The following is a 20,101-nucleotide window of genomic DNA, read 5'->3' as shown; positions in this document are numbered from 1 at the left end:
TTTTTGTTTTGTGTGTGCAATTTTTCACACAAAACCACATTTTATGCTATAATATTGAATTGTTATGCACTAGTATGCGTTAGGAGTGGGTCAGCTTTGTCTCTAATAGTGATGAAATTTGGCGGTAGCTCTGTCGGTGATGCGGAGCGAATGAAACGTGTTGCAAAAAGAATCGTTGAGCGAAAGCAAGCAGGTCACAGCTGCGTTGTTGTCGTATCTGCGATGGGTGATACAACGGACGATCTAATCGACCTGTCTAAGCAAATTTACGATGGAGCCCCACCGGCTCGTGAAATGGATATGCTCTTAACGACAGGAGAGCAGGTTTCTGTAGCCCTCTTATCGATGGCGATACATAGTTTAGGGGAACAAGCGGTTTCTTACACCGGTTGGCAGAGCGGGATTTTCACGGAAGATGTTCACGGAAAAGCGAGAATTACCGATATTCAGCCAGGGCGCGTTCTGAATGCGCTCAAAGAAGGCAACGTCGTAATTGTAGCTGGTTTCCAAGGGATGAGCGAAGCCGGAGAAATTACAACGCTTGGCCGCGGCGGTTCTGATACGACGGCTGTTGCTCTTGCTGCTGCGATCAAAGCAGATCTTTGTGAGATTTATACCGACGTAGATGGTATTTACTCAACAGATCCGCGCATTGTGAAAGTAGCGAGAAAGCTGAGTGAAATTTCCTACGATGAAATGCTGGAGCTTGCTAATCTGGGAGCTGCGGTTCTTCATCCAAGAGCAGTGGAATATGCCAAAAACTATAACGTTACCTTGGTGGTACGTTCCAGCTTTACTAACAATGAAGGTACCAACGTGAAGGAGGAAGCAGTGATGGAGCAAGGAATCGTTGTCCGTGGCATCGCCTATGACAAGAATGTGGCAAGAGTTAGTATTCTAGGTGTACCTGAGAAACCGGGTCAACTGGCAAAAGTATTCATGGCGCTTGCCGAGGTTCAAGTCGATGTAGATATCATTGTACAGAGCGGTGTTCTCAATGGATCAGCGGATTTCTCTTTCACAACAACGCTTGCTGACCGTGAAAAAGCGCTGGATGCAATTGAATCCATCCGCGGTGAAATCGGCTTCCGTGAAGTAACTTTCGAAGTGAACATGGTGAAAGTGTCCATCGTTGGCGCAGGCATGGTTAGTACGCCTGGCGTTGCTGCTACGATGTTTAAAGTGATTTCTGACTTAGGTATCTCCATCTCTCTGGTTAGCACGTCCGAAATTAAAGTGTCTTGCGTCATCGAGAACACGAACTTGACAGAAGTGATCCAATCTTTGCACACAGCTTACGGCTTGGACACAACAGAGCAAGCATTTGTTGGCGGACCTCAAGATCGCAGATAATCTCGGATTTAACTGAATTTGTCCGATATAAAATAAGCAACTTTTAATAAAAAAGCTGTAATTCCGGCTGCCATTAAAGGGCCCACCGGAATTCCGCGCATAAAGATAATGCCAAATATGGAACCAATGACAAGACCCACAATTAATTGTGGGTCTATTTTTAATAGCTCCAACCCTTTTCCGTTCATATACGTTGCAATCGCTCCGCCTAGAAGCGCAATAATTCCTGGCCAAGAGGTAAATACCGACAAGATGTCTTTCACAGTGATGCGTTCGCTGGCAAACGGCACAAGGACACCAATCGTCAGAAAGAGTAGCCCAAGCTCTAAGCCTCTTCGTTCCATGGCCGGAAAGTACCGCATTAATCCGACTAGCTTCAAGGCAAGCAGCATGCAAGAAGCTGTTGTAATAATTGGCGAACGGCCAATGAGTCCAATAACAATGAGTGTAACTAAGATTATATTGCCATTCATAATCAAAACCCCTCGCCCTCATAACTTTCCATCTTAGTTTATGAGAGGGGCTTGTATTTAGAACGCAGGACGTCCTGAACTACGTTGCAGCAGCACCATTTGATCACGTTCAAGGATAGGGACTTGATCCGTAATATTTGTTTTCGCGCAGGCTTCGATATCCGTCATGAATCCAGACTTGCACATCTTTTTCCCATTACTGGAGGATAGCAGTGTATCGTATAACGTGTTTTGAGCTTGCAAATAGCATCCACGCATAGCTAAACCGAAATCATTGGTTGCTACCTGCTTCTCTCCTAAAGCCAAGACCAGCTCCTCAAGAATATGCCCGGCACAAAGTCCATCCTCTAAGGAGAAGACGTCCTGAGTCCCTGCACATAGAATGACAGTGTCCCTTTTGAAGGCAATCGCTGCCGCTGCGCAAGCTTTGCTATTTAAGAAAGAGCCTGCTAACACTTGATCGGCTTTTAACGCTTTTTGGATGCCTCTAGTGCCGTTCGTTGTAGTTAGAATCACGCGTTTGCCTTGTACAGCTTCCTTGGTATATTCCAATGGTGAATTACCGAAATCGAAACCGGGGATTTTCTTGCAAAAGCGTTCCCCTCCAAGCAGATCACCCTCTTGTTGCAGTTCTTTGGCTCTCAGCACGGTATCCACTGGAACAATGGCTTTGCAACCGTTAATCAATGCGGTGATGATCGTGCTAGTTGCACGGATAACATCAACGACTATGACGGTTTTATGAAGAAAATCGTCACTTCTTGCTTCGCCGATGTTGGCGACAACCTCGATATGCATCTTTTATTCCTTTCTGGTACCTAAGGACAACGTATCGGAACGCAGTCCTCTGCGCAATGCTTCCAAAGCGATAAGCTCATCCGGTGAGATATTGCCCAAATGGATATCTGATCCAAGCATGCTAATCAAATGCACCTGTTGACTTTTAAGCGGCGCTTCCCATAGAAGCTGCTGCCCGGAAACGGCGGAGAGCACTTGACCCACTTCCTCATCCTTACATTTCCCCTGTGAATCAAAAATCCCAACACCCATACCAGATTCACGAGCTTCAATGGTTACTAGTGAAGCTCCGAATTCTGTGTCTAACATGACGGTTTCAATCAATTCCTCTAATTCGATGGCGGAACCCCAGCCCTTTTTACCATATTCCGTTATGACCTCTAATCCTTCGTCTAGCCCGCGCGCTATCAACTCATTTCTGAGCTTACGGTCGAAATCAATGGTTCCATTGGATATTTCAACTCCGTTAAATCCGAGTGCAATAATCATATTGAAATAGGAATTCACTGCTTGCTGTGTGATAGCAACTTCGAGAAACGTTCCTCCTGGATAGATGCAAATTCCATGCTCCTTGGCAGAGTTAATTTTGCTTTTCAGCACGTGCTGCGGATACAGAGGAGATGTGCCGAAGCCGAGTTTGATCATATCCAGATGACTGCTGCCCACGGCAAGCAAATCTTCAAATGCATGTGGCCCTAAGCCTTTATCCATGACCATTGTTTTACCCAGCGTTCTAGGTTTGGCCTGCCTTTGTCCTGTGGGGTCGGCCAGAACGGGATTCCAGTTCAAATAAGAGGTAACTTCCATCGGTATTTCTCCTCACTGTCCTTTGAAGGTTCAATTATGTGTACAGCATATGCATCTGGGCAAATGGTGGTGCCCATCATGCCTAAAATCAGACGAGCCCGCATAAGGTAGGGTAAAAAGAGTGAGCTGCCGTTGAACCTTGGCTGAGCGTTAAAGTTACGCTAGTGTGCTCCGCAATTTTATAAAAACCTCCAGGCTCCATTGCAAATCTGTTCCTTCTTGAATTTATTTGGTTGGTTGGAACAGATTTGCAAAAGTCGCTCTTCCGGCTTTTTATAAAATCGCTTCGCAGAGTTACTTTGCCAAGGTTCAAAAGAGCTCTTCTTTTTAAGAAAGGAGTAGAAAGCACATGAACAAAATTGTCCTAACCATGGCGTCGCTAAGGATGATGTCAGGGAGCATGGAGATCATCGCAGCCATCGTCATGCTGAGACTGGCAACGGTGGAGAAAGCGCTGCTAGTGAACTCTACGCTCGCTCTAGTAGGTCCTCTAGTACTACTAGCTACTACGACGATAGGTTTGGTAGGGATAGCAGAGAAACTTTCCTACGGCAAGATGCTCTGGGTCATTGCGGGAGTAAGCTGTCTATTCATTGGTATTTTAAAAAAGTAATCGGTCATATTTCTTTCTATTAAGCATAGAAATGAATATAGAAGACTGGACAACTTGGAGGGATGTCTCTCTATGCACGATACGATCATGCACATTCTTCCTCAGACGCTTCGGATTCTACTCTCCGGTTTGCCTCCGGACGTACAAGCTAGCGTTGAGGAAATTAGGGTGAGAGAATCACGGCCCTTCGAGCTAATCTGGGGTGACGGATACGCTTTTGTTGATGAGAGAGGTCAATTGGTAACTGGGGAAGAACGGGCGTACAAGCCAACTCGTCAAGACTGTCTGACCTTGCTGGAGATGTTAACGAACCATTCCATGTACACCCATGAAGAAGAACTGCGAAGAGGCTATATCACGATTGTCGGCGGCCATCGAGTAGGACTAGCTGGGCGTACGGTGTTAGATCAAGGGGATGTCAAGCAGATTCGCGATGTTAGCTCTTTCAACATTCGGATTGCTCGCGAGATTCAAGGGGTGGGCAGGCAGGTGCTGCCACATCTCTACGACCCGATTCTGAGAAGCATACATCATACGCTTGTCATATCACCGCCGCAGCAAGGGAAGACAACCCTGATTCGTGACATGGCCAGGCTCATCAGCCGCGGAGAGTGGGGAGTAAGCGGTCTGGGGACGGCAGGCAAGAAGGTAGGTGTAGTTGATGAACGCTCGGAATTGGCGGCATGTGTCAAAGGTGTGCCTAGATTCGATCTAGGGCCGAGAACAGATGTAATGGATGGCTGTCCCAAAGCGGAAGGCATGATGATGATGATCCGCTCCTTATCGCCAGATGTGCTGGTCGTCGATGAAATCGGCCGTCCAGAAGACGCAGCAGCGATCCACGAGGCTATCCACACGGGGATTCGCGTCGTTGCAACCGCGCATGGTGCCGATTATGAGGATGTTCGCATGAGGCCTGTACTGAAGCAGCTTTTGGAAGAGGGTGTATTTACGAGATATGTCATTCTCCACCGAAGAAAAGGCGAGCCTGCTGCATTTCGCATATTGGATCGACTGGGGAAACCATTGGAACTCTATCCTGCACGTAAAGGATGATGAAAGATGCTGAAATTCGTTGGCGGAGTGCTCATTATCAGTGCCGCCACCTTGTATGGCTTTCTGCAAGCTGCTCATTATGTTAGGCGCCCTAAACAAATCCGGATGCTGATCTCTGCGCTTGGACGCATGGAGACAGAGATCACATACGCCCTTACACCACTGCCTGAAGCATTCTCCTCTCTTGGCAAGCAAGTTGCTGAACCTCTTTCCTCTTTGTTTCGATTAACATCGGAGCGGTTGTTAGCGAATGATGGGACATCAACTCGTGATATTTGGCATAGAAGCGTTAAGGATGTATGGGGAAGAACATCGATGAAACAAGCCGAGCAAGAGGTCGTACTGCAGCTTGGGTCTGTACTAGGCGTGACGGATCGCAGTGATCAAATCAAGCATTTGCGGCTCGCTATCTCCCAGCTTCAGGCAGAAGAAACAGAGTCCAGGGAAGATCAAAGGCGTTACGAAAAAATGTGGAAAAGCCTAGGTGTCCTTATCGGAGCACTAATCGTAATTTTGATGTATTAAGGGAAGCAGGGGACTTGCCCTATGGCAGTAGTTCCTTGTCAACAGAGTGAGGTGCCTGGAATGAACGTAGATGTGAATGCCATTTTCCAGATTGCCGGCATCGGCATCATCATCGCGATGATCCATTCGGTGCTCAAGCAAATGGGGAAAGAGGATATGGCACACTGGGTCACGGTCATTGGCTTCGTGGTCGTGCTCTTCATGGTTGTCAGCATGCTCGATCATTTGTTTAAAGAAATCAAAACGATCTTCCTATTCCAATGAGGTGCGCCGTATGGAAATCATCCAGATTGTAGGCCTGGGGCTCATCGTTACAATACTTACGCTCATCATCAAAGAGCAGAAACCCATGTTTGCGTTCTTGCTGGCCGCCTTTACAGGCATCATGATTTTCTTGTTTCTGATCGGCAAAATCTCCAGTGTCATCCAGGTGCTTGAAGATTTAGCGCAAAAATCAAATATCAATATGGTGTTTCTCAAAACGATCCTGAAAATTATCGGTGTCGCCTACATTGCTGAGTTCGGCGCACAAATCGTGCGAGATGCCGGACAAGAATCCATTGCCTCCAAGATCGAACTCTCTGGGAAAGTGCTCATTATGGTGATGGCGATCCCGATCATTACCGTCATCATTGAGACTGTCGTTAAGCTGCTCCCTGCTTAGATGATCCATTTAGGAGTGACTCAAATGAACCTACTTTATTCGCACCAGAAGCTGAACAACCGCTGGATCATCTTGTTCATCATGACAATGGCATTGTGGCTCGGCATGTCGAACTTCACGACAGCTGAATCCCCGACAGAAGCTATTATCAAGGAACAAGCCGAGCACTTGAATACGGAGCCAGTCGAGCAATATTGGGATAAGCTCATGAAAGATTACGGCGGCTACTTTCCCGAAAGCAAGACGCCAACCTTCATGGAACTGCTCTTGGGTACCAAAGGCATTAGCATGAAAAGCATTTTCAAAGGACTTTTACGCTACGTGTTCCATGAAATCATCATTAACGGCAAGCTGCTCGCTTCAATCGTGATTCTGACGATTTTCAGTATGATTCTTGAAACGCTGCAGAGTTCTTTTGAGAGAAATACGGTAAGCAGGCTCGGCTACTCCATTACGTACATGGTCTTGATTATTATCGCAATCAATTCCTTCAGTGTGGCCATAGGGTATGCCAAAACCGCAATTACATCGATGATCGAGTTCATGATTGCAATCATGCCATTGCTGCTAACGCTGCTAGCTTCTATGGGAAATGTAACCTCAGTAGCCATCTTGCACCCACTCATTGTTTTCATGATTCATTCGGTGGGCACGGCAATTTATGTGTTTGTCTTCCCGCTGTTGTTCTTTTCGGCTGTTCTGCACATTGTGAGCTCGCTAAGTGAGAAATACAAGGTCACCCAGCTGGCGAACCTGCTTCGAACGATCAGTCTTAGCATGCTTGGGGTCTTCGTCACTGTTTTCCTCGGCGTCATTTCAATACAAGGGAGTGCCGGTGCTGTGCGAGATGGCGTAGCCATCCGAACAGCCAAATACATCACAGGGAACTTCGTCCCCGTGGTAGGGCGATTATTCTCCGATGCAACGGAGACGGTCATAGGCGCGTCGTTGCTCGTGAAAAATGCGATCGGTCTTGTCGGAGTTGTCATTCTCATCATGCTGTGCGCGTTCCCAGCGATCAAGATTTTGACTTTAGCTTTTATCTACAACTTATCTGCAGCGGTTATGCAGCCCTTAGGAGACAGCCCGATCATTGCTTGCTTGCAGACGATTGGAAAAAGCTTGATTTACGTTTTCGCTGCTCTGGCTGCTGTCAGTTTAATGTTCTTTCTAGCTTTAACGATCATGATTACGATTAGTAATGTCTCGGTGATGATGCGATGAAAGGAGTATCGCTATGGATTGGTTAGGCGGATGGCTGAGGACGGTCATCATGGTCATCATGCTGGCCACTTTCGTTGATCTTCTACTTCCCAGCAACACCATGCAGCGCTATGTAAAAACGGTCATGAGCTTATTCATCCTGTTAACTCTTTTAACACCTGTCTTGCAGTTGTTTCAGAAAGATTGGGATGTAGATCAGTTGTTAACTCAAGCGGAACAGCAGCAAAACGAAAAGACGATGCTGGCTAGCGGGAGCGGAGGAAGTCCATGGATGAAATCACTCGATGTGATTACGAAGGATGCTCAGAAGCTCCAAGCAGCGGGTCAAGAGCAGTCACAGCAGATGATCCAGGCGCAGCTCGCTGGACTGATGAAAGAGGATATTCAGAAACAGACAGATCTAACTGTCCAAGACGTTCAGGTAGTCGCACAGATTGACAATAATGGGAAGCCTGCCATAACGAAAGTCAGGGTCACCCTTGATGATATAGAAGTCAAAAGCAAGTCAAGTCCTGCTCCTGGGACCAAAAGTATCGCTGTCATGGAACCGGTTAAGCCCATTGATCCGATAAGAATTAAAGCGAATGAGAAAGACACAACAGCATCGGCTCAGGCTGCAGTACCTTACGAGCAGGAAGTTGAACGGCTGAAACAAGGCATTACGCGCAATTGGTTGGTTGAACCTGCACGCATTGATATCCAAGTTGAACAAGGGAATGGAAGGATTGCGAGGTGAATCGATGGGAACATTGCTGCAATGGATGGAGAACAAATTCGGCGGAGGTCCGGGAGGACCGAAACGTAAGAATACACTCCTATGGGTCATAATGATCGGACTCATGGGAGCGGCGCTGATGATTATGAATGCATTTATGACTGTAAAAGAAGTTGATCCCATCACTGCGGGCAGAGCCTCTCCGCCTCCCAGTAAAGAAACATTTCTCAATAATACATCCAAGGAAAACTCGACCTTTCACGAATATGAACTGGCGTATCAGTCGCAGCTCAAAGAAATTTTACAAAAAATCGTTGGTGTTGGCGATGTTGAAGTACTGGTCACAATTGAGTCAACGGAGGAAATGACCGTCGACAAAAATTACAATGATAACCAGCAAATGACGACAGAACGCGACAATGGCGGGGCGACTAGGAATATATCCCAGGTCACGCGAAGCGGTGAAGTGGTTATCTATCAAGTGTCAGGCGACCAGAAACCGCTTGTGCTCAAATATATCAAACCAAAGATCAGAGGCGTCATCGTAGTCGCGAAAGGCGCTGAAAATTTGACGGTGAAGAAAATGATTTCGGAAGCCGTCGAGCGTGGACTTGATGTCCCAGTGAATCGTATCTCCATTTTACCCCGGAAAACTGGGGAATAAATCAATAAATCCAATTGGTAATCAAAATTGAGGAGGAATATAAAATGAACGCAAAAAGACAAACAATTTGGCTCGTATCAATGCTTAGCTTGATGGTGGTGTTATCCGCGTATTACTTGTTCACTGAGGATGTGAATAAACTCGATCTGGCATCGACGGAAACGACGAAACAGAGCCAAGAAGTGAAGATTGATATGGCACAGGTCGACACTGCAAATGCTGCAAAAACAGATGTAAAAGCAACAACTGGCACGGATGCAAAAGTCGACACGAAAGCAGTCACGCCGCAAGATTCAACAAAAACAGACGTGAAAACTGACGTGAAAACTGACGCGAAAACAGATGTTAAAACGGATGTTAAAACGGATGCTAAAACAGACGTGAAAGTAGACGCAAAAACAGAAGTGAAAACAGACGATCAAGTACTGAAACAAATGGAAGAGCAAGCCAAAACAACATCAGCCAGCGACTTCTTCACGAGTGAGCAAATGAAACAAAGTGAATATTTCGCCAAAGCCTCCTCCGATTTGATGGAAATTATCATCGATACGAAAAAGTCACCTGAAGCTGTCGCTAAAGCAACGAATGATTTATCCAAATTGACAGATGTTCAAGATAAAGTTGAAAATCTGCAAGATGTGCTGATGAAAGACTTCCCTCAAGCGATCGTTAATCAAGAAGGAAACAAATGGAAAGTGACGGTTCAAAGCGATAAATTGGAGAAAAGCCAAGGGGTTACAATCGTTGATATGGTTGTCAAAGAGCTTGGTGCGACTCCAGAAAATATCAAAATTCAATACGTTCGTCCATAGTTTAAAAGAGCTGTCAACCCTGCAAGGGAGGGCACAGGAAAGGGTCCAGGCAAAACTGGACTCTTTCCATTTCTTGCGTTTATGGGTATAATACATACGTTGCGGCTATGAAACCGCATTTTTTACTGGTTCACCAACTTTGAAGGAGTGACATGAATGTTCAAATTGAGTGAAATCAAAGAGTTAATAAAACTCGTCGATCAATCCTCTTTACAAGAACTTGAAATTGAAAATGAAGGTGCTCGCCTGTCTATTCGCAAGCCGAATAAATCAGAGCCTGTATACGTAACAGCACCAGTTCAACACACATATGCTCCGATCGGTCAAGCAAGTGTTCCTCATGCAGTAACAACTGCAGCTTTGGAAACTTCTGTACCTGCGACTACTGGACATGCTAAGCAAGAGGACTCATCTTTACATAAGATCGTCTCACCGATGGTAGGAACTTTCTATCAGTCTGCTTCTCCTGGCGCTGCTCCTTTCGCAAGTGTTGGTCAAAAAGTAGGCGATAAAACTGTTGTGTGTATTGTTGAAGCTATGAAATTGATGAATGAGATTGAAGCTGAAATCAAAGGTGAAATCGTTGAAGTACTCGTTGAAAACGGTCAACTTGTTGAGTACGGACAACCTTTATTTTTGGTGAGACCGGAGTAAGTTAGTATTTGCTAACGGAAAACTCTTAGGAGGAAAATTAATGAAATTTCATAAAATCCTAATAGCGAACCGAGGAGAAATAGCTGTTCGTATTATCAGAGCTTGCCGTGAGATGGGCATCTATACAGTGGCTGTTTATTCGGAAGCAGATCGTGAAGCGCTGCATGTGCGACTTGCTGATGAAGCCTATTGTATTGGTCCGACTGCGTCCAAGGACAGCTACTTGAACTTCACGAACCTGATGAGTGTTGCCACACTAACAGAATGTGATGCCATTCATCCCGGTTATGGATTTTTAGCGGAAAACGCCGACTTCGCAGAAATTTGCGAAAGCTGCAATATTACGTTCATCGGTCCATCACCTGACGCCATTAGCCGTATGGGTGACAAGGCGGTTGCCAAACAAACGATGAAAGATGCGCGAGTACCAATCATTCCAGGATCTGACGGGTTGGTTGAAAACGTAGACGACGCAATCGTCATCGCTAGGGATATTGGCTACCCAGTTATCATTAAGGCGACAGCTGGCGGCGGTGGTAAAGGGATTCGTATTGCGGAGAACGAAGATACGCTTGTCTCCCAAATTACGGCTGCACAACAAGAAGCCCAAAATGCTTTCGGGAATGCTGGTATTTATTTGGAAAAATTTTTGACTGGCATGAAGCATGTTGAGATTCAAATTTTAGCGGACAAACATGGCAACGTTGTTCACTTGGGTGAACGTGATTGCTCCGTTCAGCGCCGCAGACAAAAGCTCGTAGAAGAAGCACCTTGTCCGATCTTAACGCCTGAAACGCGTGCTGCGATGGGGCAGGCAGCCGTTCGTGCAGCCAAAGCAGTTGATTATTCAGGTGCTGGCACATTAGAGTTCCTACTAGGACCTGACGGTAACTTCTACTTCATGGAAATGAACACGAGAATTCAAGTTGAGCATCCCGTAACAGAAATGATTACAGGTATCGACATTATCCAAGAGATGATTCGCGTTGCTGAAGGCAATCCGTTATCCTTCTCACAAGACGATGTTCGTATCAACGGATGGGCAATTGAATGCCGTGTGAACGCTGAAGATCCGAACCGGAACTTCATGCCTTCAGCAGGTCAAGTGAAATTCTACTTGCCGCCAGGCGGTTTCGGTGTTCGTGTGGACAGCGCCGTTTATCCGGGTTACACGATTCCTCCACACTATGATTCTATGATCGCCAAACTTATCGTCTGGGGAAGTACGCGCGAAGAAGCGATTGCCCGCATGAAAAGAGCGCTCACGGAGTTTGCGGTTGATGGTGTCAACACAACGATTCCGTTTCATCTGAAGCTGCTCGAACACAAGAAGTTTATCAAGGGCGACCATGATATTAAATTCTTGGAAGAGCATGATGTGAACGATGCAGACTCGTAGATAATCATTTGTCATATTTTTGGCAAAATGCTATAGTAATAAATTAAGGATGGCTTATCCAAAAATTCTTAGGAGGTGCCACAATGAGCACAATCGCTCCGGATTACGTCAAAACAGACATGGGCAGCATCCAAATTGCCCCCGAGGTTATTGAAATCATTGCCGGTTTGGCAACGGTGGAAGTGCAAGGAGTAGCGGGGATGAGTGGTGGACTTGCTGGCGGCATTGCTGAATTGCTTGGACGCAAGAACTTGTCCAAAGGCGTAAAGGTAGAAGTCGGACAACGTGAAGCTGCCATTGACGTCTCCATCATTATTGAATATGGTAATCGCATTCCGGAAGTTGCTAGCGCCATTCAACAGAATGTGAAGCACGCAATTGAATCAATGACAGGACTTAGCGTCGTTGAGGTTAATGTTCATATTCATGATGTTCATTTTAAACAGGCAGAAAAACCGGTTGAAGAAGAAACAGCAGCTGCTGGTCGAGTGAAATAAGGCGGAATTGCTGCATCCATATGGATCATTGAAACCCCCTACAGCATGCAGGGGGTTTCCTCTAACTATAGGAAGGGGACAAGCTTACGTGGGTAAAATTGTGGACAGGCTCTTGCTGCTACTCTATAGCCTAATTATTTTCGTTGCATCTATCCTTGTATTGTTCACAGCATCAAGCTGGATCCCTCTAGAACAAGCAGGTCAAACGTTACATAATTTCTATTTCGAGAAGAACTATGCATATCCGGCCATCATTATTAGCTTGATCATGCTATTGATTTCTATTCGGTTCCTCATTCTAACGCTTCGCCGCGGCCGCGCTCAAGCGCCATCGATTGACCAACGCACGGATTTTGGTGATATTCGTATTTCCATGGAAACCGTCGAGAATTTATCGTTGAAAGCTGCTGGTCGTACGAAAGGTGCCAAAGACCTGCGCGCACGTGTAAGAGTGAATCAATCAGGTCTTGAAATTACGCTCAGAACCGTTGTGGATGGGGAAAGTTCGATTCCTGAGCTCACGGAAGAGATGCAAAGTACTGTGAAAAGTTACATAGAGGACATTACCGGCATTCCTGTAGCTTCCGTAACCGTATTCGTAGCAAATATCGTGCAATCAGCCCCAACGTTTAAAAGCCGAGTCGAATAGAGGTGAACCCACTCATGTGGAATGAATTGTGGGAGTCCCATAGGGGCAAAGTGATCGGAGTGGCAGCAGGCATTTTCTTCGGCTTCATTTATTTGTTTTTTGGATTTTGGGATATGTTGATCTTTGGATTCATTGTTATGGTCGGTTTTTACATTGGGAATAAATTGGATCGCAAGGAAAATTTCGTCACGCTTGAAGACATTTGGCGCTATCTCACGCAAAAATGGAGAATGTTTCGCTAAAATCCCTGGTACATCCATGGATTTTTTTGTTTGGATTGGCTCCATTATGACGTATACTAACAAAAAGAGCTTAAAAGGACGAAGTCAGTTTTGCTAAAGCAAAACTCAAATGTTTATGCTTACGAAGACAGTTTTGCTAAAGCAAAACTCTTAGGAGGAACAAAATGAAACGCAGGGTTGCACGAGAAATTGCCGTACAAAGTTTATACCAAATCCAGATGAATGAGGCTACCCCTCAGGAAGCTGTCCAAATCTCCGTTCACGAAGCGGAAAATGACAATGAAACAGAATTGGATATCAAAGGGGAAAAAATTAATTCAGCTTATATTATTGAGCTGGTCGAGGGCACATATAGCAATAAAGTTAGAATTGATGAGCTGCTTGAAGAATATTTAAAAGGCTGGGCAATGGACAGGCTGTCACGCATTGATCGTGAAGTGCTGCGTTTGGCTGTTTACGAAATGCTGTACAGAGACGATGTTCCACCGAAAGTTGTCGTGAATGAAGCGATCGATTTGGCTAAGCACTATGGCACGGATGAGTCCGGAAAATTCGTCAACGGTGTTCTTGGTAAAATGATCAAAGAAGTCGAAGAATTGAAAAGCAAGGTCACACCAACTTAATTAACAGCTTACGAAGATGATGTTCACAACATTTTTAGGGGGAAAAAACATGTCTGCACAAGTTATTAATGGAAAAGAATTGGTAAGTTCTATTCGTGAGGAAATTCGGGCAGATGCTGCAGCGCTTACAGCGAATGGCCATCAACCAGGTCTTGTGGTTGTTATCGTGGGGGAAGACCCGGCTTCGCAAGTTTATGTCAGAAATAAAGCTAAAGCATGCGACGACGTAGGCATATATTCAGAAGTCCACCGTCTGCCTGAAGCTACGACTCAGCAAGAATTAATCGCACTCATTCACAAATTTAATAGCGACAACAAAATTAATGGCATTCTTGTGCAATCACCCCTGCCTAAACATATTGATGAAGAAGCTGTTGTTGATGAGATCGACCCATTGAAAGACGTGGATTGCTTTCACCCAGTGAATGTTGGTAATTTAATGATCGGTAAAGACGGTATGAAGCCTTGTACACCTCATGGGGTTATCGAAATTTTGAAACGTACAGGGGTAGAGATCGCTGGCAAACATGCTGTTGTCGTTGGAAGAAGCAATATTGTTGGAAAACCAATGGCGATGTTATTGCTCCGTGAGCATGCAACTGTTTCTATTGTTCATTCACGCACTCCGAATATGGAAGAAATCACGAAGCAAGCCGATATTCTCGTTGTTGCCGTAGGTAAAGCGCATTTAATTAAAGCACATCACGTAAAACCAGGCGCAGTTGTCATTGATGTGGGCATGAATCGTCCTGCAGACGGCAAGTTGACCGGAGATGTCGATTTCGAAGCGGTAAAAGAAATAGCAAGCGCAATTACACCGGTTCCGGGTTGTGTAGGGCCGATGACAATTACGATGCTGCTTCGCAATACGGTGGATGCTGCAAGTCGCGCCGCTAAAGTGAATGTGAGTGTTTAACTGAGCTTATGGGTAAAAACGAGACGAAGATTTTTTCTGTCAAGGATTTAAACCGTTATATCAAAATGCTGCTTGAAGGCGACAATCGCCTTCAGGATGTATGGGTGCGAGGGGAAATTTCTAACTTTACTCATCATTCCAGCGGCCATATGTATTTTACGCTGAAGGATGCCGACGGCAGACTGAAGAGCATCATGTTCGCCTCTCATAACCAGAGGCTAGGATTTATTCCAAAAGAGGGCACCAAGGTAATTGCCCGAGGTAATATATCCGTGTATGAACGTGACGGAGCCTACCAGTTCTATGTGACGGCGATGCAGCCGGATGGCATCGGCAGTTTGTATTTGGCTTTCGAGCAGCTGAAAAAAAAGCTCGAAACGGAAGGGCTGTTCGCGGCGGAGCGCAAAAAACCGATTCCTCGGTTTCCACGCGCGATCGGCGTGATCACCTCCCCGACGGGGGCCGCTATCCGTGATGTCATCATCACGCTTCAGCGGCGCTTTCCGTCGGTGCAAATCCTCCTGTACCCCGTACTGGTACAGGGGACAGGGGCAGCTCCTTCGATCGTCAAAGCGATCGAAGCGATGAACAGGCTCGGTGAAGCCGACGTGCTCATCGTGGGCCGCGGAGGCGGCTCACTGGAGGAGCTGTGGGCGTTCAACGAGGAAGTCGTGGCGCGGGCTATTGCAGCCTCCGCGATTCCTGTCATCTCGGCCGTCGGCCACGAGACGGACTTCACGATCGCGGACTTCGTCGCCGATCTGAGAGCGCCGACGCCTACGGCGGCGGCAGAGCTCGCCGTCCCTAGCCGCGCCGAGCTGAAGCAGCAGCTATCGCAGCAGGCGCAGCGCCTGCATTACGGGCTGCTGCAGCAGCTGCGCCGCAAGCAGGAACGGCTGGAGCGCGCGAAGCGCTCGCCGTTCCTAACGAACCCTCGCAGGCAGCTGCTGATGCAGCCTGCGGAAAGGCTCGACCGGCTGGCGGAGCAGCTCGGTTACCGGATGCGCCAGCGCGTTCAGCGGCTGGCGGAACGGCACATGAAGCTGGAGCGCACGCTCAGCAGCTTCAACCCCAAAGAGCAGGCCGTGTTCGCAAGGCGGCGCCTCGATACCTCGGGGCGGCAGATGCTCACGGCCATGCAGACCCTCCTGCGTGCGAAGAAGCAGGAGTGGCAAGCCAGCGTCCGTCATCTGGACGCCCTCAGCCCGCTGAAGGTCATGCAGCGCGGTTACAGCTTGGCGTATGACGAGGAGGACCAGGTCCTCATTCGATCTGTTACCCAAGTGAAGGTTGGGGACCATGTGAAGATTCGCCTCAAGGATGGCAGATTGGACTGCCAAGTATCGGGGATGGAGGAGAACCATAATGTCAACGAATGAAACGGAAGTAAGCTTTGAACTGGCAATTGAGCAGTTAGAGCGCATTGTGGCGCAATTGGAAAGCGGTGACGTGCCTCTGGAGAAAGCGATTGAGCTTTATCAAGAAGGCGTGAGGCTCTCTCACTTGTGCGGTGTGAAACTCGAGCAAGTCGAGAAGAAAATTGAGATGCTGGTTGAAGGGGAAACAGGCACTGTAAGCAGAAAGCCTTTCCAACCTGTCTTGGAAGATAAGGGGAATTAGGTTGAAGACAATGTCCACGATTCGTGAATATATTGCTTCGAATGCTGAAATGGTCGAAGCAGCATTAATACAAGCACTCCCAGCGCAGTGGAATGTTCCAGCTTCACTGCGTGAGTCTATGAACTATTCCCTGATGGCTGGCGGCAAACGGCTGCGGCCTATTCTGGTGCTTGCAGCAGCTGAGGCACTCGGGGGATCTCAAGCAGCGGCAATGCCCGTAGCACTAGCAATCGAGATGGTACATACGTACTCATTGATTCATGATGATCTCCCTGCGATGGATGATGATGATTACCGCAGAGGTAAACTGACGAATCACAAAGTATATGGGGAAGCCATGGCGATCCTGGCAGGAGATGCACTGCTGACACATTCCTTCTACAGCATCACGCAAGCTCACAAAGTTCACGGCATTCCAGCGGAACGAGTGCTGGCAATCACAGAAGAGCTTGCTTCATATGCTGGTGCAAGGGGAATGGTTGGCGGTCAGGCAGCTGACATGCTTGGAGAACAAGGCTTAACGAAACTTGAGGAATTAGAGTTCATCCATCTACATAAAACGAGTGATCTCATCGTATTTTCATTAAGAGCGGGCGCGCATATTGCCGGCGCTACAACGGGGCAGTTAGCTGCATTAAGTGAATTCGGGAATGCGATCGGACTTGCTTTTCAAATTCAGGATGATATTTTGGATATTATCGGGGATGAGACCAAGCTTGGCAAACCGGTGAAGAGTGATGAGAAACAACAAAAGGTGACTTACCCTTATTTTATAGGGCTCGAAGCTTCGGAGATGAAGGTTAAGGAATTGACCGAGCAAGCCAAAAAAGCGCTTCTGCAAGGCGGATTTGCGAATCCGGAGAGGCTGTTCCAGCTTGCTGATTATTTAATGCAAAGAGATCATTAAAGGTTAATTTTACATATTTTGTTGTTACCCGGGGTGGATTTTCACGATTTGCCCAAAACTATGATATAATGGTGAAATGAATCTCAGTATTTTCACATTGAAAGTGAGGAAACAAGCGTGCTGCTCGAACAAATCAATCGACCTGAGGATTTGAAACGGTTATCCATGGCGGAGCTTGAGGTATTGGCTGGTGAAATCCGTCAATTTCTGATCGAAAAGTTATCCGTTACAGGTGGACATCTGTCCTCGAACTTAGGTGTGGTTGAGCTCACCATCGCACTACATACCTTGTTCCACAGCCCCTATGATAAATTGCTATTTGATGTGGGTCATCAGGCGTATGTACACAAGATTTTGACAGGCCGCAAGGATAAGTTTGATACATTGCGTAAGTACAAAGGCTTGTGTGGGTTTATCAAGCGATCTGAAAGTGAACATGATGTCTGGGAAGCCGGACACAGCAGTACCTCTTTATCCGCAGCGATGGGTATGGCCATGGCGCGCGATTTGAAAGGCGAACACAACAAAGTCGTTGCCATTATCGGTGACGGTGCTATTACAGGCGGCATGGCGCTGGAAGCCATGAATCATATTGGTCATGAGAAGAAAAATATTATGGTCATTCTGAATGACAATGAAATGTCCATTGCGCCCAACGTCGGGGCGATTCATAATTATTTGAGCAAGATCCGTTCGGATCGTCATTATTTGAAGGCGAAAGAAGAAGTTGAACATTTACTTAAGAAAATACCTGCCATTGGCGGCACGTTGGCAAAAACAGCGGAGAAGCTGAAGGACAGTCTCAAATATTTTGTTTTGAACGGAGTTTGGTTTGAAGAGTTAGGCTTTACCTATATCGGTCCAGTAGATGGACATAACTTGCCTGTTTTATTGGATACCTTGAAGCAAGCAGAGAAAGTCGTTGGACCTGTTTTGGTGCACGTCGTCACAACAAAAGGGAAGGGTTACACGCCCGCTGAGCAAGACTCCCACAGCTGGCACGGCCCAGGCCCTTACAAGATTGAGTCTGGCCAAGTGCTTAAATCAGTTGGACCTCCGATGTATACAGAGGTTTTTGGTAACACATTGATTCAGCTGGCTGAACAGGATGCCCGTATCGTGGCGGTTACGCCTGCGATGCCAGGGGGATCAGGCTTGCTTAAGTTCGCGAAGCAATTCCCAAGCCGCATGATCGACGTTGGGATTGCGGAGCAGCATGCGGCTACTTTATGCGCAGGCTTAGCTAGTGAAGGATTAAAGCCGGTATTTGCCGTCTATTCCACCTTCCTACAAAGAGCATACGATCAAGTTGTCCATGATATTTGCCGTCCGAAGCTGAATGTGGCTTTTGCCATTGACCGTGCCGGTTTTGTAGGACCTGATGGTGAAACTCATCAAGGCGTATACGATATTGCCTTCTTGCGCTCGTTGCCTAACATGGTGTTGATGATGCCGAAGGATGAGAAGGAATTACAAGATATGATGCAGACGGCGCTTGAATATGATGAAGGCCCAATCGCGTATCGTTATCCTCGGAATAGCGGAGTCGGGGCAAACCTTGATGAGGCGCCAAAAGCAATTCCGATTGGAACTTGGGAAACGCTGCGTGATGGCGATTATGCCGTTGTATTGGCGGTTGGCCCTATGGTCCAGGTTGCTGAAGAAGCTTCCGAGCAATTAGCAAAAGAAGGCATCAAACTTCGCGTTGTGAACGCTCGCTTCATTAAACCGCTGGATGAAGTGTATTTGCGCCAATTGGCGAATGAATCGATTCCGATCATCACGATGGAAGAAGGCGCGATTCAAGGCGGTTTTGGCAGTGCTGTCATGGAGTTTTTTGCAGCTAATCACTTCACAGGATTACATGTTAATGTGATGGGGATTCCTGATTACTTTGTTGAGCATGGATCGGTGAAGGAACAACGTGAAGAGGTCGGACTTACTGCACACAATTTAATTGCCGAAGTGAAGAAGCTCGTACCTCGCAAAAGACAACGAGCCTAAACGCTGCAACGCTACGAATAGGAGTAAAGACAAACACAATGTCATCGGATAAAGAACGATTGGATTTATTACTTTTGGAACAAGGCTATTTTGAAAGCAGGGAAAAAGCAAAGGCCGCCATTATGGCAGGCCTTGTTTTTGCTGATGAAGAACCCGCAGATAAAGCGGGGATGAAGATCAGTCGGAAAGCTGTGCTGAAAGTGAAAGGAGCGCTTCATCCTTATGTGAGCAGAGGCGGTCTTAAGCTGGAAAAAGCGTTAAAGCAATTCGAAATCAATCTAACTGGCGCAGTGATGGTGGATATTGGCGCATCAACAGGCGGGTTTACAGATTGTGCGCTGCAGAACGGGGCAGCTAAGGTTTACGCTGTTGATGTAGGATACAATCAATTGGACTGGTCGCTTCGCAATGATGAGCGCGTTCAAGTGATGGAGAGAACGAACTTCCGTTATACCACAATGGAGGATTTGAACGGCCCGCGGCCTACATTTGCCAGTATTGATGTCTCTTTTATTTCTTTGCGCATTATTTTACCTCCCCTTAAAGAAATCTTATTGAACGAGGGAGCCGTTGTTGCACTTATTAAACCCCAGTTTGAAGCGGGCCGAGAGAAAGTGGGCAAATCTGGCGTTGTACGTGATCCTGACGTACATATTGAAGTGTTGACCACGGTGCTGACTTTTGCTGAAGAACTTGGTTTTCGTTTGAAAGGTTTAACGTACTCACCTATTACGGGTGGGGAAGGAAATATTGAATTTCTAGCTTACTGGTCAAGCGATTCGAAGGATGATGCCACGCTTGCAGACGCTGCTTCGCTGAAAGACCTCATTGCCCTTACTGTCAAAGAAGCACAAAAATTGCATGGCAAATAAACTCATCTTTGAGC

Annotated in this window: 25 protein-coding genes; 22 read left to right on the top strand and 3 right to left on the bottom strand. The window is 46.7% G+C overall.

Going from position 1 to position 20,101, the window contains the following annotated elements; translation table 11 throughout:
• Window positions 1-96 precede the first annotated feature (96 nt).
• Window positions 97-1,353 carry an aspartate kinase gene (locus tag AC58VC_RS03280; protein WP_497367399.1) on the top strand — a complete coding sequence of 419 codons (1,257 nt, stop codon included), beginning with the start codon at window positions 97-99 and terminating at the stop codon, window positions 1,351-1,353.
• A gap of 8 nt (window positions 1,354-1,361) precedes the next feature.
• Here AC58VC_RS03280 and AC58VC_RS03275 read toward each other — a convergent pair whose 3' ends face one another.
• Genes AC58VC_RS03275 through comA form a run of 3 tightly spaced genes read right to left on the bottom strand, consistent with a single transcriptional unit; the run spans window position 1,362 to window position 3,431 of the window.
• The gene (locus AC58VC_RS03275) at window positions 1,362-1,826 is read right to left on the bottom strand and encodes a DUF441 domain-containing protein (protein WP_497367398.1); all 465 of its coding nucleotides are present in this window, start codon (window positions 1,824-1,826) and stop codon (window positions 1,362-1,364) included.
• A 57-nt stretch (window positions 1,827-1,883) separates the two neighbouring features.
• Window positions 1,884-2,624 (bottom strand): 2-phosphosulfolactate phosphatase, encoded by a 741-nt coding sequence (locus tag AC58VC_RS03270; RefSeq protein WP_497367397.1) that lies wholly within the window; start codon window positions 2,622-2,624, stop codon window positions 1,884-1,886.
• Window positions 2,625-2,627: 3 nt separating this feature from the next.
• Window positions 2,628-3,431, bottom strand: coding sequence for a phosphosulfolactate synthase (comA, locus tag AC58VC_RS03265; protein ID WP_497367396.1), 804 nt, complete (start codon window positions 3,429-3,431; stop codon window positions 2,628-2,630).
• Between the two features lie 349 nt (window positions 3,432-3,780).
• Here comA and AC58VC_RS03260 point away from each other — a divergent pair, with 349 nt between their 5' ends.
• The 21 genes from AC58VC_RS03260 to AC58VC_RS03160 all read left to right on the top strand — a co-directional run bounded on the left by AC58VC_RS03260 (window position 3,781) and on the right by AC58VC_RS03160 (window position 20,087).
• Window positions 3,781-4,044, top strand: coding sequence for a YqhV family protein (locus AC58VC_RS03260; RefSeq protein ID WP_161408395.1), 264 nt, complete (start codon window positions 3,781-3,783; stop codon window positions 4,042-4,044).
• A 72-nt stretch (window positions 4,045-4,116) separates the two neighbouring features.
• The gene (gene spoIIIAA, locus AC58VC_RS03255) at window positions 4,117-5,100 is read left to right on the top strand and encodes a stage III sporulation protein AA (protein ID WP_497367395.1); all 984 of its coding nucleotides are present in this window, start codon (window positions 4,117-4,119) and stop codon (window positions 5,098-5,100) included.
• Between the two features lie 6 nt (window positions 5,101-5,106).
• Window positions 5,107-5,625, top strand: coding sequence for a stage III sporulation protein SpoIIIAB (gene spoIIIAB, locus AC58VC_RS03250; protein WP_497367394.1), 519 nt, complete (start codon window positions 5,107-5,109; stop codon window positions 5,623-5,625).
• Window positions 5,626-5,685: 60 nt separating this feature from the next.
• Entirely contained in the window at window positions 5,686-5,889 is a 204-nt protein-coding gene (spoIIIAC, locus tag AC58VC_RS03245; protein WP_029197158.1) for a stage III sporulation protein AC, read from the top strand.
• A gap of 10 nt (window positions 5,890-5,899) precedes the next feature.
• The gene (gene spoIIIAD / locus AC58VC_RS03240) at window positions 5,900-6,289 is read left to right on the top strand and encodes a stage III sporulation protein AD (protein ID WP_127449633.1); all 390 of its coding nucleotides are present in this window, start codon (window positions 5,900-5,902) and stop codon (window positions 6,287-6,289) included.
• Window positions 6,290-6,313: 24 nt separating this feature from the next.
• Complete coding sequence (gene spoIIIAE, locus AC58VC_RS03235) at window positions 6,314-7,513, top strand: stage III sporulation protein AE (protein WP_497367393.1); 1,200 nt, start codon at window positions 6,314-6,316, stop codon at window positions 7,511-7,513.
• A 13-nt stretch (window positions 7,514-7,526) separates the two neighbouring features.
• Window positions 7,527-8,249 (top strand): stage III sporulation protein AF, encoded by a 723-nt coding sequence (gene spoIIIAF, locus AC58VC_RS03230; RefSeq protein ID WP_497367392.1) that lies wholly within the window; start codon window positions 7,527-7,529, stop codon window positions 8,247-8,249.
• Window positions 8,230-8,892, top strand: coding sequence for a stage III sporulation protein AG (spoIIIAG, locus tag AC58VC_RS03225; protein ID WP_497367391.1), 663 nt, complete (start codon window positions 8,230-8,232; stop codon window positions 8,890-8,892). Before spoIIIAF ends, spoIIIAG begins: the two co-directional genes overlap by 20 nt.
• 44 nt (window positions 8,893-8,936) lie before the next feature.
• The gene (locus AC58VC_RS03220) at window positions 8,937-9,704 is read left to right on the top strand and encodes a SpoIIIAH-like family protein (protein ID WP_497367390.1); all 768 of its coding nucleotides are present in this window, start codon (window positions 8,937-8,939) and stop codon (window positions 9,702-9,704) included.
• 156 nt (window positions 9,705-9,860) lie between these two features.
• On the top strand, window positions 9,861-10,358 hold the full coding sequence (gene accB / locus AC58VC_RS03215) for an acetyl-CoA carboxylase biotin carboxyl carrier protein (protein WP_497367389.1): 498 nt from the start codon (window positions 9,861-9,863) through the stop codon (window positions 10,356-10,358).
• 40 nt (window positions 10,359-10,398) lie between these two features.
• Window positions 10,399-11,757: an acetyl-CoA carboxylase biotin carboxylase subunit gene (gene accC, locus AC58VC_RS03210; protein ID WP_497367388.1), complete on the top strand. Its 1,359-nt coding sequence runs from the start codon at window positions 10,399-10,401 to the stop codon at window positions 11,755-11,757.
• 83 nt (window positions 11,758-11,840) lie between these two features.
• Window positions 11,841-12,254: an Asp23/Gls24 family envelope stress response protein gene (locus AC58VC_RS03205; RefSeq protein ID WP_127449647.1), complete on the top strand. Its 414-nt coding sequence runs from the start codon at window positions 11,841-11,843 to the stop codon at window positions 12,252-12,254.
• 88 nt (window positions 12,255-12,342) lie between these two features.
• On the top strand, window positions 12,343-12,903 hold the full coding sequence (gene amaP, locus AC58VC_RS03200; protein ID WP_497367387.1) for an alkaline shock response membrane anchor protein AmaP: 561 nt from the start codon (window positions 12,343-12,345) through the stop codon (window positions 12,901-12,903).
• A 14-nt stretch (window positions 12,904-12,917) separates the two neighbouring features.
• A complete protein-coding gene (locus tag AC58VC_RS03195; protein ID WP_497367386.1) occupies window positions 12,918-13,145 on the top strand; it encodes a DUF2273 domain-containing protein in 228 nt (75 codons plus the stop codon).
• A gap of 164 nt (window positions 13,146-13,309) precedes the next feature.
• Window positions 13,310-13,768 carry a transcription antitermination factor NusB gene (gene nusB / locus AC58VC_RS03190; protein WP_497367385.1) on the top strand — a complete coding sequence of 153 codons (459 nt, stop codon included), beginning with the start codon at window positions 13,310-13,312 and terminating at the stop codon, window positions 13,766-13,768.
• 49 nt (window positions 13,769-13,817) lie between these two features.
• Window positions 13,818-14,684 (top strand): bifunctional methylenetetrahydrofolate dehydrogenase/methenyltetrahydrofolate cyclohydrolase FolD, encoded by an 867-nt coding sequence (gene folD / locus AC58VC_RS03185; RefSeq protein ID WP_497367384.1) that lies wholly within the window; start codon window positions 13,818-13,820, stop codon window positions 14,682-14,684.
• 8 nt (window positions 14,685-14,692) lie between these two features.
• Window positions 14,693-16,063 (top strand): exodeoxyribonuclease VII large subunit, encoded by a 1,371-nt coding sequence (gene xseA / locus AC58VC_RS03180; RefSeq protein WP_497367383.1) that lies wholly within the window; start codon window positions 14,693-14,695, stop codon window positions 16,061-16,063.
• The gene (xseB, locus tag AC58VC_RS03175) at window positions 16,050-16,304 is read left to right on the top strand and encodes an exodeoxyribonuclease VII small subunit (protein ID WP_497367382.1); all 255 of its coding nucleotides are present in this window, start codon (window positions 16,050-16,052) and stop codon (window positions 16,302-16,304) included. The genes xseA and xseB overlap by 14 nt, the downstream gene beginning before the upstream one ends.
• Window positions 16,305-16,314: 10 nt before the next feature.
• Entirely contained in the window at window positions 16,315-17,211 is an 897-nt protein-coding gene (locus tag AC58VC_RS03170) for a polyprenyl synthetase family protein (RefSeq protein ID WP_497367894.1), read from the top strand.
• A 117-nt stretch (window positions 17,212-17,328) separates the two neighbouring features.
• Window positions 17,329-19,215 (top strand): 1-deoxy-D-xylulose-5-phosphate synthase, encoded by a 1,887-nt coding sequence (gene dxs, locus AC58VC_RS03165; protein WP_497367381.1) that lies wholly within the window; start codon window positions 17,329-17,331, stop codon window positions 19,213-19,215.
• Window positions 19,216-19,253: 38 nt separating this feature from the next.
• Window positions 19,254-20,087: a TlyA family RNA methyltransferase gene (locus AC58VC_RS03160; protein WP_497367380.1), complete on the top strand. Its 834-nt coding sequence runs from the start codon at window positions 19,254-19,256 to the stop codon at window positions 20,085-20,087.
• Window positions 20,088-20,101: the final 14 nt, after the last annotated feature.

It is taken from the genome of Paenibacillus sp. J22R67 (genome assembly GCF_059692175.1).
Note: the sequence above shows the minus strand (reverse complement) of the source record. Positions and strands in the feature narration are given on the sequence as shown.